Genomic DNA, 13,978 nt, shown 5'->3' with positions numbered 1-13,978 from the left:
ATAACGTTGTATGATGTCGCTATTCAAAATAGCAATGCTTCAAGCGTTATATAACTCTATCTCTAATTCAAATGATTATTTACGTGCTTTCTTAAAAATTGCAATTAGTGAAAGTAAAATTGCGACAATAGATACTATCCATAGTGCAATTGTACTACCACTTGTAGTTGATGATTGATCACTATGTGAGCCATTTGGATTAGCACCTTTTTTCACAGTTGTAATTGGTGCAGGATGTTCACTATCTTCTTTTCCGTTCCATTTTACGACGTCACCGTTATCATACGTTTGAACGGCTTTCCATTTGAAACTACCTTCTTTATCAGGATTAGCCGCTACAATTGGAAATTCTATAAATTCATTTGGACCGATACCTTTACCAGTGGCCTTCCATGTTACTTTTGTGATGTTCCCTTTTTTATCTTTTTCGAAAGAATGCTTAAAACCGTCAACTGGTGCTACATTTTCAAGATTCACACCTTTTGGTACTGTTAACTCTACTTTTATTGTGTTGTCATTTTGTTCTACTGGAACACGTACATCATATTTATCATATGATTTGGGCTCGCTCTCATTAGGATTTAATGTGACATGTGCATCGGCAACTTTAAATAGTCCTAATGCAATAAATAAAATAAAACTCATCGATATTAATTTTTTAAACATCATTTTGCTCCTTATCCTGGAATATTAATTTGACTCATCATCACACCTATAAAAATAAGTATGACTCCCATTACCAATTCTGTAATCAATGTTATGCGATTGACTTGTTGACGTTTACCAAGTGATTTTGAAGTTTGATAAAATCCTAATCCCATCATAAGTATCGTACCTATGATTTTAACTAACATTAGTGTAGTCCATGTTTGCATATTTGACCAAATCGCCAAAATATTGGTTTCATCAATTGCCATTAATACACCTGAAACGATAATCATCGTAACCGCAATCACATTTACTTTAAATAGCATTGAGCGAACTGTCTTCACTTGATCTAATGATTTCTTAATCATTGCATACCATACGAGATATACAAGTGCACCAATCCATAGTGTCATGCCTGATATATGTATCGTCCTAATCACAATGGACCAAATCGGAAATGTTTGTGACCACGCATGACCTGACATCGCTATTGTTAAAACCATTACAATTGAAACAAGTACATACCATATGCGATCCATATTTCTAATTACGATTAACGCATATAATAATATCATTGCAATTGAGCTTAAAATAAATGGAAATTGCATCAAAACATCAATATCAAGCGACAAAATATCATCTACTACGTCAGAAGTTAATGTCATCATGTAAAGCAATAATGCCATTACATATGACATCATCAACATCAATGCAATACCAAACTGTTTTGGAAATAGATCAAACGACTTCAATTGCTTTCGTTGGGCTATACGATTCAACCAAAAGAAACCAACTAATATAATCGTAGCGCCTTCCGCAATATATCGCATAACACCAAACCAGAAACTTGGTTCTTCATAAAAGGCATTAGATGTATCTATATCTTTCGCAGTAACTTTACCAACTGAAAATTCAAATTGGTCTCCAACTTCATGTCCATCGGCCGAAATAGCTTACCATTTAATTGTATGTGTACCTTTGCCGACTTTGTCAGTTGAAAATGCTAACGTTTTAGACCATCCAGACGTCGATGGTTTCACTTTACCTAATTCTTTTCCTTTATCATTGTATAATGTGATATTGGAATACTTAGAGTTAACAGGTTCATTAAACTCTAATTCAATCTCATTAGGCATGTGTTTTACAACGCCATCTTGTTTAGGATTCGTCTTTTCCAAAGTTGCATGAGCTGAAGCTTCATTCATCAGTGATGGCATCAACGAAAGAAAACAAATCATTATTAAAGCAATAACGATTTTTGGGTACCTTTGAATATGTACCATCGAATCCCCCTATCTTTATTACTTCAACTTTCTTTCCACATTACATCATAACGATTACCAGTATCATTCACAATAATATTAAAAATTATTCACGAATTAGACAAAAAAGGTCGAGACAAAGCGATTAATCATGCTTTGGGGACACCGTTAATCGGTTTCCCAAATCACAATAATTTTATGTCTCAACCTCCAATTGAATGCTAATGATTATTCTTCTAATAATGCTTCTTTATCAACAGTTAGTTTATTTCTTAATAAATAAACGATTAACATTGCTGCTAAAGCACATAATGTCTCAGCAATTAATAATGACCATACTACGCCTGTTAAACCAAACAAACTATTCATAACGAATAAAACTGGAATAATGATTGTGCCTTGTAAAATAGCCATTATCGTTGCACCACGTCCTTGACCAGTTGCTTGTAGCATACCAGTAAATAAGAATCCGATACCATTTAATAGTAATGATGTCATTGTAACTTGTAGCATAAATGTTGCTAGGCTAACAATATGCGGATCTGTACTAAATAACTGAATAATTTGGTGTCCAAAGATGAACACAATTACCATACTTACTGCAAAGATTGCAAAGATAGATATTATAACTGCTTTAATTGTATCTTTCATTCTTGATTGATTAGCAACAAAGTTATAAGCAATTAATGGTACAACCCCTTCACTTAATCCCATAATAATTAATTCTGGGAATTGTACTAATCTAAATTGAATACCATAACTTGCAATCGCATAGTTACCATAATGAGCTAAGAATAAGTTCAATACTAGTCCAGTTACTCCCATAAGTACTACCATTAAGAAAGCAGGAATACCTATTTTGAAAATTTCTGCCATCATATCTTTTTTAGGTTTAGCAAATTTAATATTTAATGATAATGAATCAATTTTTTTCACAAAATAAATGATAAAGAAGATCGCAGCCGCTAAGTTTGAAATAGCTGTTCCTAAAGCTGCTCCAACTACATTCAAATCAAATCCAAAAATTAATATTGGATCTAGAATCATATTTAATACAACACTTGCTAACATACCGGCCATAGATACAAATGGTGCGCCTACCGCACGCGCAAATTGTTCTAAAATAAAGAACAAAATAACAAATGGCGCACTTAAGAACATAATTCTTAAATATTCACTTGTGAAATGTATTGTTTCACCATGTGCACCTAATATTTGTGCAATTTGATCTGTAAACGGTATTGTAATTAATGCAATAATTATACCAAATAATAATCCACCATATATTGAGAAACTACTTACGTATTTACTTTTACTATAATCTTTAGCACCCAGTAGTCGTGAAATATATGTTCCACCACCAACTCCAAATAAATTACCAAACCCCATTAAAGCTGCAAAGATTGGCAATGTTAATGAGATAGCTGAAATCATATGACTATCATCTAAAAATCCTATGAAATATACATTTAAAATCCCATAAATAACACTTAATAAAGTCCCTATCATCATTGGCAATGAGAAATGCATCATCGCTTTAAAGATAGGTGCTTTTTCAAAAAAATACAATTGTTCGTCTTTCATTATTCTTACTCCCTTTTTCGTTAGATGGCTAATAGTTAGATATCTAAATATATATCAAAAAATAATGTGGTTATTATTATTAGCAATAACCACGTATTATTCTAAGTTTTTCATCATCTGTTCCAAATTTTCTTTTAATCTTATTTTTTCTTCATCTGAAAAATTTAATAACATTCGTTCTTCAATTTCATCAAACACTTTTGTAAATGATTCAACTAACGACACACCTTCATCTGTTAGTTTTAATATTTTACTACGTGTATCTTGTGGGTTTACTTTACGAAAAACTAATCCCTGTGTCTCCAAATTTTTTAGTATGTTACTAACTGTAGATCCTTTTCTATCAAAAAAATGCATCAAATCTTTTTGAGATATACCCTTATCTTGATGCCGATAAATGTAACCTAATGTATGGCTCTGTTCTTGAGTAATTCCAAAATCATCTAACCTTCGATCTGCATAGTTTTTCATTTGGTGCGCTAAGCTTCTTAATAAAAATTGATACGTTAATTCCATCGCTTCACCTCATTTACTTAGATATCTAAGTAATATAATAACATGCTTTTTCAAATTTACAACCGATATATTAAAGTTCTAATTTTCTGATTATTAAACAGGTACATAGACCTATAAATAATAAAAAAGCTAACTCAAAAATGAGCTAGCTTTATAAATCTTCATTATTATAATGCAGTATAACCACCATCAACAGTAATGACTGATCCTGTAACGAATGATGATGCATCTGAAGCTAAGTAAAGTGCAGCACCTTGTAATTCTTCAGGAACACCTGGACGATTCATTGGTGTCATGTTCATCCAAGTATCAATCATGTCGCCGCCTTTAGCGAAATAATCTTTTGTTAATTCTGTTTTCATGTATCCTGGTGCAATAGTGTTGACACGGATATTATGTTTAGCCCATTCGTTAGCTAAACTTTTAGTTAACATGATAACAGCTGCTTTTGATGTATTATATGCAGCTTGTGGTTGTGGTGTGTTAACAATAACACCTGACATTGAAGATGTATTTACGATCACACCGCTTTGTTGTTTACGGAATACTTCTCCTACTGCGTTCGTTACTAATACCATACTATTTAAGTTAACATCCATCGTTTTTTTCCAACGTTCATACGGCATATCTTCAAAGTTAACATGCTCATTAATACCTGCATTGTTAAATAAAATATCGATATGACCGAATGTATCCATTGTTTCTTTTACCATAGCGTTAACTTGATCAATATTTGTAACATCTACTTCACATGCAATTGCTTTGTTGCCTGTCTCTTCTTCGAATTCTTTAGCTGTTTGTTGACCAACTTCTAAATTCATATCAGCAATCACAAGATTGGCACCCGCTTCAGCTAATGCTTTCCCCATGGCTTTACCTAAACCAGATGCACCACCTGTTACAATCGCAACTTTATTTTCTAATTTAAATTTATCTAATACTGACATTCAATCCATCTCCTTATGTTTGTATATATGCTCATTTTAAAATAAATCAATCTAAATTCATAGTGCAAACGCTTACTTTTATAGATAAATATTTTTCATATTACACTTATAAGATAAAATTAATTATAGATTTGCACAAATGAACACTCATATATACTCAAAAAATTTCCATAGATACATTACTTTATTTAAAACTTTCCATTTACATAATCTTAATATTCACAAAACAATGACTTAAAAAATAATTACTACCTTTTAACAAGATATAAATATACTTATAGAAAACTTAGTATAGATACGTCGCTTGTAATCTCGCTTTACAAATACATAACATCTAGGAGGATCATATGGTTATTTCAAAAAAACTTGCTTCAGCTACATTAGGTGTTCTTATTATTGTTTTATGTGTTGCAACGTTTTTAGATCAATCGATTTCTAAACATTTAATGGATCAAAACTCGTTATTCGGCACTATTTTCCAAAATTACGGACTCTTCCCACCCACAATTGTACTAATAATATCTATGATTATTTTTAACTATTATGTGTTTAAGACATTTAAGAGTAGATTGGCTCAAACTATCATTTTGATAGTATCTTTTGTTTATACATTAATTAAGACTAATGCATTGGTATCTGAAACTGTACAATACATGATGTCTACATCAGAAAACATTAAAAAGCATAAACCTATGGGCATGGCAAATAACGAAGGAAACACTGGTGAAGCTTTATCTATTGGATTGAGTTTCTTAATTTCATTTATTATCTTAATCGTTATAGCATTCATTTGTTATCAATTTTGGCTAAAACGTATAGATATGTCAGAATTAGAAAGACTATTCAAAGTCTCTATGATTAGCTTTATGATATTACTCATCGGATTAGAACTCGTTGACAATATGAAAGAACTTTGGGGTCGTGTCAGACCATATGAAATTGAAGATAAAGCAGGTCATTTTACCAATTGGCTAACAATTAATGGTAATACAGGGCATAGTTCCTTCCCTTCTGGACATACTGGAAACGGCGCTTTCTTCATGTTCTTTGCATTTTACTTTAAAAAACTATCAACGAGACAGTGGATGTTTATTATAGGATTAATCTATAGTGTATTGATGGCTCTTAGTAGAATAAGAATTGGCGCTCACTTTACGAGTGATGTCACTATGAGCTTAATTATCATGTTTAGTTTAATGTTAATTGCTGATTTCCTTATCAAAAAATTAACAACTCACCACTCAACGCCACACTACGAATAAAAGTTTTATCATACTGATAGTAGCCTGAGACACGTAATTGATGTCTCAGGCTACTATTTTTACTTCCTATAAATCGACTTTGCCATTTCTAAAAATGCATATGCACCTTTGGACAAATGATTGAGTTTATCATATTTATAAGCTAACACAACGTGATTAGCATATTTAGAAGCATCGAGTTTGATAAAATGTCCTTTAAACTGAGACATACTATTTTTAACACTCTCAGGAACATAAGTCATACCTAATCCTTCATTTACTAATCTTAATGCATTATCAACACTCATTGTCTCCATTGCAATTTGTGGCGTGATATCATGATTTTCTAGAATTTGATCTGTAAGATGTCTTAACGCCATATTGGGTTTCAATAATATAAATCGTTCATTTCTTATATCATCATGTATGTCTTCCGCATTTTTTTCCTCACTTTGTTGACTTAAGAGTAATGCGTAATCAGGAGGTAATGCTAAATAAATCGCTTCTGAATATAAAACATCATATTTAAAAGTCCCTTGATAAAACGGTAATATCGTTAATGCGATATCTATTTTATTATCTATCAGAAGCTGCTCTATTCGATGAGACGGCTCTTCAATTAACTTTAATTCGATACCGGGATACGCTTTTATAAATTCAGGCAATATATCGTATAACGTATGAGCTGCTAATATGGGATTCACACCTATTACTAATCTTCCCTTTTTTAATTCTGAAATATTCTGTAATTCTTGCTTCATTTCTTTATATGTATAGTTAATTTGGTTCATATAATCTAAATAGCGTTCACCAGCATACGTTAATGTGATAGGGCTACTTTCTCTATTTATGAAAGTAACACCTAATTCAGTTTCTATGTCCTTAATAAACTTACTCAAATATGGTTGAGAAATATATAAATGTTTGGCTGCTCGAGATATACTACCAAAACGTCCTACCGCTTCTAAATATTGGACCGAATTTGTGTTAATCATTAACTCACCACTTTCTCCTTATAACTATTTAGTTATGACTTTTATATCTTAATACGTCTTTTACAAATCACGATTTCAGGTAGATAATAATCATTGTCAACAAATCGACAAAAATTAAAACTTAATATAATTAAATAGTTATATCTCATGAAATCTAATTTGTATGGCTTCTATAGAATTGATTTTTCAACAATTAAGTTAGTCGTATCCATTATTATAACTACTTTTACAATTTATTTACTATTAAAACACTATTCGAACCATTTTAGGTCATAATTCAAGCTTAGGAGGAATCATATATGAATAGAAATGTTATCGTAACAGAATCAGGTCAAAGTATTGGCTATGCTATCGCACAAGCGTTTGATCAACAAGGTGATCGTGTATTCATTTTTGATATGAGCAAAGACGCTGCTGAAGCAGCAGCTCAGTCATTAGAGAAAGGTGTTTAGATGTTACAGATGAAACGACGGTTAAAAATGCTATCAAAGATGTAACTAATCAATACGGTGCCATCGATGTTTTAGTTAACAATGCTGGCATTCAATATATATCTAAAATTGAAGACTTCCCATTAGACAAATGGAACCAAGTTATTGGTGTTATTCAAACAGGCACATTCTTAATGACTAAACATGTATTACCAAGCATGAAACAACAACAACAAGGCCGTATTATCACTATTTCATCAGCACATGGTGAAATGGCTGATCCATTCAAATCAGCGTATGTAGCATCTAAATTCGCACAAATTGGTTTCACAAAAACAATTGCACTTGAAACAGTCGATGATGGTATTACTGCAAACGCTGTATTACCTGGACCTGTTCGTACAAAATTAATCGAAAACCAACTTGCAAAATTAGCAGAACAAGATGGTACTACTGAACAAGAAGCAATGGAAAAACATATTACAAGTAAATCACCAATGAATCGCTTATTAGAACCTTCTGAAATAGCTGATACTGTTGTTTTCTTAGCATCAGATGGTGCATCTGCGATCACAGGTGAAACAATCAGTGTTTCTGGCGGTTCAAACGCATAATTCATAATTAATATTTAAGAAAGAAGGCATTTTAATATGAGTCAATTACAAGAACAATTAATCGGTACATGGTCATTAGTAAGTTATCAAGATGAAGATGAAAATGGCCAAATTTTCTATCCATTAGGCAAAGATGCAACTGGGTTTATTATGTATAATCCAGATGGTTATATGTCAGCTCAATTGATGCAACAAGGTCGTCCTGCTTATGCATCTGGTGATCTTCACACTGGTACTAAAGATGTAATGGCGAAAGCTGCACATGGCTATTTAGCTTATGCTGGTAAATATGAATTAGATGAAGAAAACCAAACCGTTTATCATACGATGAACGTTAGTATGAATCCAACATGGTTAGGTGATACACAACCACGTATATTCAAACTTGAAGGTCATACACTTAGCATTGAAAATGGAAACAATCCCAATCAAAAACTCGTTTGGCAACGCGTTAATCATTAATTATTCATAACATAAAGAGCAATCCCCGTCAGAAGGGATTGCTCTTTTTTGTATACATCAAAACACTGCCGATAAGTTATGATATCTTATCGACAGTGTATATTAAAAAGCTTGATTTTATGATGGTACTTCAGTACGTTTTGTACTATGTTTTCTAATAGCTGCTGCTAATAAACTAGATACAGCACCAAAAATCATAAATCCAATAAGCATCCACATTGTTGAATTCAACTCAATATGGTGGTTCATATAAATGATTTCTTTTAAGCTTGTAGCATAATGTACGAATGGATTCCAATCTACAATATAACGTTGATAGAACTTAGGTAACATTTGCTTTGGTAACATTACCATTTGCATACTAAAGAACATTGCAATGAAGAAGATTGGCACAGATTTCATACCTAACCAAGTCATTGTTCCTAATATTAAACCAACAAATCCCATAATCGCTAACGCTACAAACGTTGCAACACGGTTTGGATGATCGAAGTCAAATCCTAGTGCGCCTCCCATAAAGTACACATATGCAAAGCTACCAAGAAATGCTGCAATCACTGTAAAGATAATTTGTCCTACAGAAGCTATTAAACGATGTGCAATTTTAATATTACCACTTGTTCTAAATGCGAAGAATAGTAGAACAGAAATAACAATTGATCCCATCCAAATTGGCATAAACATTAAGAATGGTGCGTTACCGTCACCTTGATGGTCTTTTACTTTATTGATTTTTTCATTATCCACTTTAACAGGGTTAGTTACAGAATCAATATCTTTAGCATCAACTTTAACATTTTGTTTTTCTAATGTTTGAAGACTTTGTTTAGTAATTTGTTTGTTAATATTGTCACCCATACCTGACAATACATTTGTAGCCATTTGAGAACCTTGTAAACTTGATCCTTGGCTTACAATTGTTTTTAATTGTGCTTGTTTGACATCAACACTTTGATTACCCATTTTTTTAGCCATCATTTGTGCTTGTTGCGCTGGCACTTCACCAGATTCAACTTTCTCTTTCATTTCAGCTTTTTTGCTGTCCATGACTACTTTTTGAGTTTTACTCATCGCATGTTTAGAAAAATCTTTTTCAAATATAGCAGCGCCATAATATTTTTCATCTTCCATGCCTTGTTTAGCATCTTTTTCGCTATCTACTTTGACCCATTTGATTGCTTTAGAATCACTATCTAATAATTTATCTTCTAGTTTGTCACCAATATTCATCTTTTTACCTTGAATAGAAGTACCTTCATCGTGATTTACAATTGCGATTGGCATATCTTTAGGTTTAGGATTAAACGCTGGATAAAATGCAATTGCAAAAATCATTAATATTAAAATGATTGCGATTGGTGTCAACCATAGTAATTTGCTTTTAAATATATTCATAACTTTTCCTCCCTTGAAGCAATTCAACATTGTGTTGAATATTTATCACTTTTCCAATTATAATGAGTTTAAATAAATAAACAACAATCAATTAATAGAAAAACGTCCGTTATTGAACACAATGATGAATATTGTCTATTAACTAAGGGAGGTTTTACATTTTTGAAAGAAGATAGACGCGTTCGCAAAACTAAATCTGCAATTAAGTATGCTTTCATACAATTATTGAAAGAACGAAGCCTTGAAAATATTACAGTTCAAGATATTGCAGATAAAGCTGACATCAATCGAGGTACTTTTTATTTACATTATGAAGATAAATATTTACTCCTCACTGATATGGAAGATGAGTGTATAGAACAAATTTCTAAATTCACTCAATTCTCAGAGATTCAAGGCGATAATGTAGAAATGATAGCAACATTATTTATTGATAAAGTGTTGCGTAACATTATTCAACATGTGTATGATAATCTAGACTTTTACAATACGATTTTGAGTTTAGAAAGAAAAAGTCGCTTAGAAGAAAAAATAAGCGATTTGATACAATATAATATGAAACATCAAGTCAGTGTCGATAACAAAATTGAAGGCATCCCTGAAATGTATTTTCATAGTTACGTATCTGGTGCTACAATATCTATCATTAGGTATTGGGTATTAGACTCAAACCGTATCTCTGTTGACGAATTAGTGACACACATTTTTAAAATTATTTATTACGGTCCACTAAGGATTATGGCCGAACAGAGATATAACCATATGAATTAAACACATTGCTCGATAAACATAGTGATGCGTTTGAAAAAAAGCTTTGAAAGGACTTTAACAAATGATCACTGCATATAAACATTCAAATCAAATTAATAATGAAATTATTGAAACACCAATAGATCAACAAGCATTATGGATTAATGTTGTTGAACCTGATAGAGAAGAAATCGAATATTTAATGGATCACTATCATTTACCTGAAGATTTTATACGAGATCCATTAGATTCAGAAGAAAGCGCACGTATCGAATATGATGAAGACACTGGATACTCTCTCATTATTATCGATTTACCATTAATCAATTCTACTAATCGTAGTGTTTTATCATTTATTACGATTCCGCTGGGTATCGTCATTGGAAATGGTATTGTTATGACAATTTGTGATGCTGAAAATGAGTTCTTAGAGAATTTTTCAAGACAAGATAATATTAATCTCAAATTTCATAGTCGATTCGCTTTAGAAATATTAACTACTATTGCGAACCATTATAATAGAAACTTAAGATTGCTTAATAAATCAAGAATTCGTATTGAAAGAGAATTAAAGAATAACATTACAAATAAACAACTTTTCAAATTAATGGAAGTTGAAAAAAGTTTAGTCTACTTTTTAGCCGCATTAAAAGGTAACGATACCATTATTAAAAAATTATTCCGTTTGCCTGCTATTAAACGATTTGAAGATGACGAAGAGTTACTGGAAGATTTAATTATTGAAAATAACCAAGCGATAGAAACTACTGAGTTACATCAGCGCATTTTAGAAAGTATTACAACATCCTATGCATCACTATTATCTAATGATATGAACACCATTATGAAAACTTTAACAATGTTTACGGTGTTACTAACCCTTCCAACACTCGTATTTAGTTTCTTTGGTATGAATGTTCCATTACCATTAGATGATCATAGTTATATTTCTTGGATTATCGTTGTTGGTATCTCACTGATACTTGTTGCGATTGTCAGTGTATACTTATGGCGAAAACAGAAGTTATAACCAGTTTTAAATATAAAAAGATGGACAGTACTAGAGTTCAATGTACTCTAACTGTCCATCTTTTTATTTTATTGAACTTCTTTATATTTTTTTCTTTTAGATAAGACAAACGTTACAATCACAGATACTACAAATGCAATGACCATACCGATTAGATAATGTAACCAACCACCATGGTTAGGATTGATTGAAATAAATCCTGGTATACCTGCAGTCCCCAATGCAATAGCTTTGACTTTAAAGAATGAAATATAGGCTGCTCCTAAACCAGAGCCAACGATGGCACCAATAAATGGATATCGTAGTTTCAAGTTAACACCAAACATGGCTGGCTCTGTGATACCTAAAACTGCTGAAATACCTGCTGCTGAAGCAACACCTTTTAATTTTTTATTATTTTTTATAATAAAGAATGATGCTAAGGCTGCCCCACCTTGTGCCATATTAGACATCGTAGCAATTGGGAATATAAATGAACCGCCCGTTTTAGCTTGATCTGCAATCAGCGTTGTTTCCACTGCAATAAAGCTGTGATGCATACCTGTAATGACAATAGGTGCATATAATAAACCGAAAATTAATCCTCCAATAGCACCACCGAATTCATATAACCAAGTTAATCCATCAGATAACCAATAACCTAGTTGTCTTGTAATTGGGCCAACAAATAAAAATGTTAAAAACGCTGTGATAAAGATAGATAACAATGGTGTTAATAAATTGTCCAATACAGTTGGAACTACTTTACGCAACCACTTTTCAATTGTGGCTAATATATAAGCTGCCACAAGCATAGGCAATACTTGTCCTTGATAACCCACTTGGTTAATATGTAATCCAAATACATCCCAATGTGGAATCGCTTTACCTGCTTCTACTGCTTTTGGAAAATCATAGGCATTCATTAAACTTGGATGTACTAAAATCATACCGAGTGCAGCCCCTAAAAACGGATTGCCCCCAAACCTTTTAGCAGCACTAAAACCAATTAAAATAGGTAACAATGTAAATGGCGCATTCGCAAATATATTAATCATATCTGCTAGTCCTGCGAATTGGCTGTGTACCTCAATTAAAGATTTACCTGCATAAAATAAGTCTTTAGCTGTTAATAGATTGTTTAAACCCATTAATAAACCACCAGCTACGATTGCCGGAATAATTGGTACAAAAATATCAGATAGCATTTTGACAAATCGTTGTAATGGATTCATATTTTTAGTCGATTTGTCTTTCACTTCAGAAGTCGTAGACGCTTCTTTACCAGTGATATGTTCCATTTCGTTAAATACTTTATTAACAGTTCCAGACCCTATAATAATTTGATATTGTCCACCAGTTGAAAATGTTCCTTTAACAACATCCATTTTAGATAAGGCTTCTTCATCAACTTTACTCTCATCATTCAATATTAATCTAAGTCTGGTTGCACAATGGGCCATTGAATCTAAGTTCTCTTCGCCACCAATGGCATTAAGTATCTCTTCTGCAGATTGTTTATAGTTCATTTGTCTAATCCCTCCCATTTTTAGAACCGGTTCCAAAATAACTACTTTAATTGTAACCGGTTCCAATAATTAAATCAACACCACCTTTTTACTTTTTGATTAAATTTAAAAGTATTAGCTTTATCAATGTCATTGAACAGTTATGAATACGGGTATATATGAATACTATACGCATAGGGGGCTACAACTTGAAAGAACGTGGACACATCGAACAATTATGGCGAGAAGAAAAATATCGTGTTTTACTGCATAGTCAAAAACAATATGATGCTATTCGAGAAAAACTAAAATCGCAAGTTTCTTACGAGGAAATTCGTATGATGATTGAACATGCTATCACTATTGAACCCAGTCAAGGAAGTGTCATCAATGCTTATGATCATATGTGGGGATACTTTAAAAAATGGGCTACTGACGAAGAAAAGCAAAGTGCTCAAAAATTAAAGAAACTATTTATTAACCATGACGTATCCATTCATGATTTAATGTCATTTTTAAGTATATTAGCTGATAAATATAACGTGCAGTATATACAACAAAGTACAGTATTAAATGAATAAAAAAGAGGTCGTGACAAAAGCGTTAAGGATTTGTG

14 protein-coding genes and 1 pseudogene are annotated in these 13,978 nt (G+C 32.1%); 7 read left to right on the top strand and 8 right to left on the bottom strand.

Translation table 11 applies throughout. From position 1 onward, the window contains the following. Window positions 1-75 precede the first annotated feature (75 nt). From AC2D8K_RS07945 to AC2D8K_RS07925, 5 genes and pseudogenes are all read right to left on the bottom strand, one after another. Window positions 76-666, bottom strand: a complete 591-nt coding sequence (locus tag AC2D8K_RS07945) for a YcnI family protein (RefSeq protein ID WP_002452424.1) — start codon at window positions 664-666, stop codon at window positions 76-78. A gap of 11 nt (window positions 667-677) precedes the next feature. Further along, window positions 678-1,931: pseudogene (locus AC2D8K_RS07940) on the bottom strand (copper resistance CopC/CopD family protein). A gap of 207 nt (window positions 1,932-2,138) precedes the next feature. Next, window positions 2,139-3,494 carry an MATE family efflux transporter gene (locus tag AC2D8K_RS07935; protein ID WP_049424218.1) on the bottom strand — a complete coding sequence of 452 codons (1,356 nt, stop codon included), beginning with the start codon at window positions 3,492-3,494 and terminating at the stop codon, window positions 2,139-2,141. A 96-nt stretch (window positions 3,495-3,590) separates the two neighbouring features. After that, window positions 3,591-4,010, bottom strand: a complete 420-nt coding sequence (locus AC2D8K_RS07930; RefSeq protein WP_002452428.1) for a MarR family winged helix-turn-helix transcriptional regulator — start codon at window positions 4,008-4,010, stop codon at window positions 3,591-3,593. Between the two features lie 167 nt (window positions 4,011-4,177). Then, window positions 4,178-4,957 carry an SDR family NAD(P)-dependent oxidoreductase gene (locus tag AC2D8K_RS07925; protein WP_002452429.1) on the bottom strand — a complete coding sequence of 260 codons (780 nt, stop codon included), beginning with the start codon at window positions 4,955-4,957 and terminating at the stop codon, window positions 4,178-4,180. Window positions 4,958-5,304: 347 nt separating this feature from the next. On the opposite strand from AC2D8K_RS07925, the gene AC2D8K_RS07920 reads away from it, so the two are divergent. Further along, window positions 5,305-6,219: a phosphatase PAP2 family protein gene (locus AC2D8K_RS07920; protein WP_002452430.1), complete on the top strand. Its 915-nt coding sequence runs from the start codon at window positions 5,305-5,307 to the stop codon at window positions 6,217-6,219. A 59-nt stretch (window positions 6,220-6,278) separates the two neighbouring features. On the opposite strand, the gene AC2D8K_RS07915 is transcribed toward AC2D8K_RS07920, so the two are convergent. After that, complete coding sequence (locus AC2D8K_RS07915) at window positions 6,279-7,193, bottom strand: LysR family transcriptional regulator (protein WP_002452431.1); 915 nt, start codon at window positions 7,191-7,193, stop codon at window positions 6,279-6,281. Between the two features lie 299 nt (window positions 7,194-7,492). Here AC2D8K_RS07915 and AC2D8K_RS07910 point away from each other — a divergent pair, with 299 nt between their 5' ends. The 3 genes from AC2D8K_RS07910 to AC2D8K_RS07900 are packed head-to-tail and all read left to right on the top strand — an operon-like array spanning window position 7,493 to window position 8,700. After that, the gene (locus AC2D8K_RS07910; RefSeq protein ID WP_484698411.1) at window positions 7,493-7,645 is read left to right on the top strand and encodes an SDR family NAD(P)-dependent oxidoreductase; all 153 of its coding nucleotides are present in this window, start codon (window positions 7,493-7,495) and stop codon (window positions 7,643-7,645) included. Next, window positions 7,627-8,238, top strand: a complete 612-nt coding sequence (locus AC2D8K_RS07905) for an SDR family oxidoreductase (protein ID WP_347813353.1) — start codon at window positions 7,627-7,629, stop codon at window positions 8,236-8,238. The genes AC2D8K_RS07910 and AC2D8K_RS07905 overlap by 19 nt, the downstream gene beginning before the upstream one ends. A gap of 36 nt (window positions 8,239-8,274) precedes the next feature. Beyond that, a complete protein-coding gene (locus AC2D8K_RS07900; protein WP_002452434.1) occupies window positions 8,275-8,700 on the top strand; it encodes a lipocalin-like domain-containing protein in 426 nt (141 codons plus the stop codon). A 117-nt stretch (window positions 8,701-8,817) separates the two neighbouring features. On the opposite strand, the gene AC2D8K_RS07895 is transcribed toward AC2D8K_RS07900, so the two are convergent. Beyond that, complete coding sequence (locus tag AC2D8K_RS07895; RefSeq protein WP_207023741.1) at window positions 8,818-10,095, bottom strand: YhgE/Pip domain-containing protein; 1,278 nt, start codon at window positions 10,093-10,095, stop codon at window positions 8,818-8,820. A gap of 162 nt (window positions 10,096-10,257) precedes the next feature. Between AC2D8K_RS07895 and AC2D8K_RS07890 the strand changes: the two genes are divergently transcribed. Next, window positions 10,258-10,866, top strand: coding sequence for a TetR/AcrR family transcriptional regulator (locus tag AC2D8K_RS07890; protein ID WP_002452436.1), 609 nt, complete (start codon window positions 10,258-10,260; stop codon window positions 10,864-10,866). A gap of 61 nt (window positions 10,867-10,927) precedes the next feature. After that, a complete protein-coding gene (locus tag AC2D8K_RS07885) occupies window positions 10,928-11,875 on the top strand; it encodes a magnesium transporter CorA family protein (RefSeq protein WP_002452437.1) in 948 nt (315 codons plus the stop codon). Between the two features lie 68 nt (window positions 11,876-11,943). Here AC2D8K_RS07885 and AC2D8K_RS07880 read toward each other — a convergent pair whose 3' ends face one another. Further along, complete coding sequence (locus AC2D8K_RS07880) at window positions 11,944-13,383, bottom strand: sucrose-specific PTS transporter subunit IIBC (protein WP_002452438.1); 1,440 nt, start codon at window positions 13,381-13,383, stop codon at window positions 11,944-11,946. 188 nt (window positions 13,384-13,571) lie between these two features. On the opposite strand from AC2D8K_RS07880, the gene AC2D8K_RS07875 reads away from it, so the two are divergent. Continuing rightward, window positions 13,572-13,943, top strand: coding sequence for a YbgA family protein (locus AC2D8K_RS07875; RefSeq protein WP_002452439.1), 372 nt, complete (start codon window positions 13,572-13,574; stop codon window positions 13,941-13,943). The last annotated feature ends 35 nt before the right edge of the window (window positions 13,944-13,978 follow it).

It is taken from the genome of Staphylococcus sp. 510 (assembly GCF_057219715.1).
Note: the sequence above shows the minus strand (reverse complement) of the source record. Positions and strands in the feature narration are given on the sequence as shown.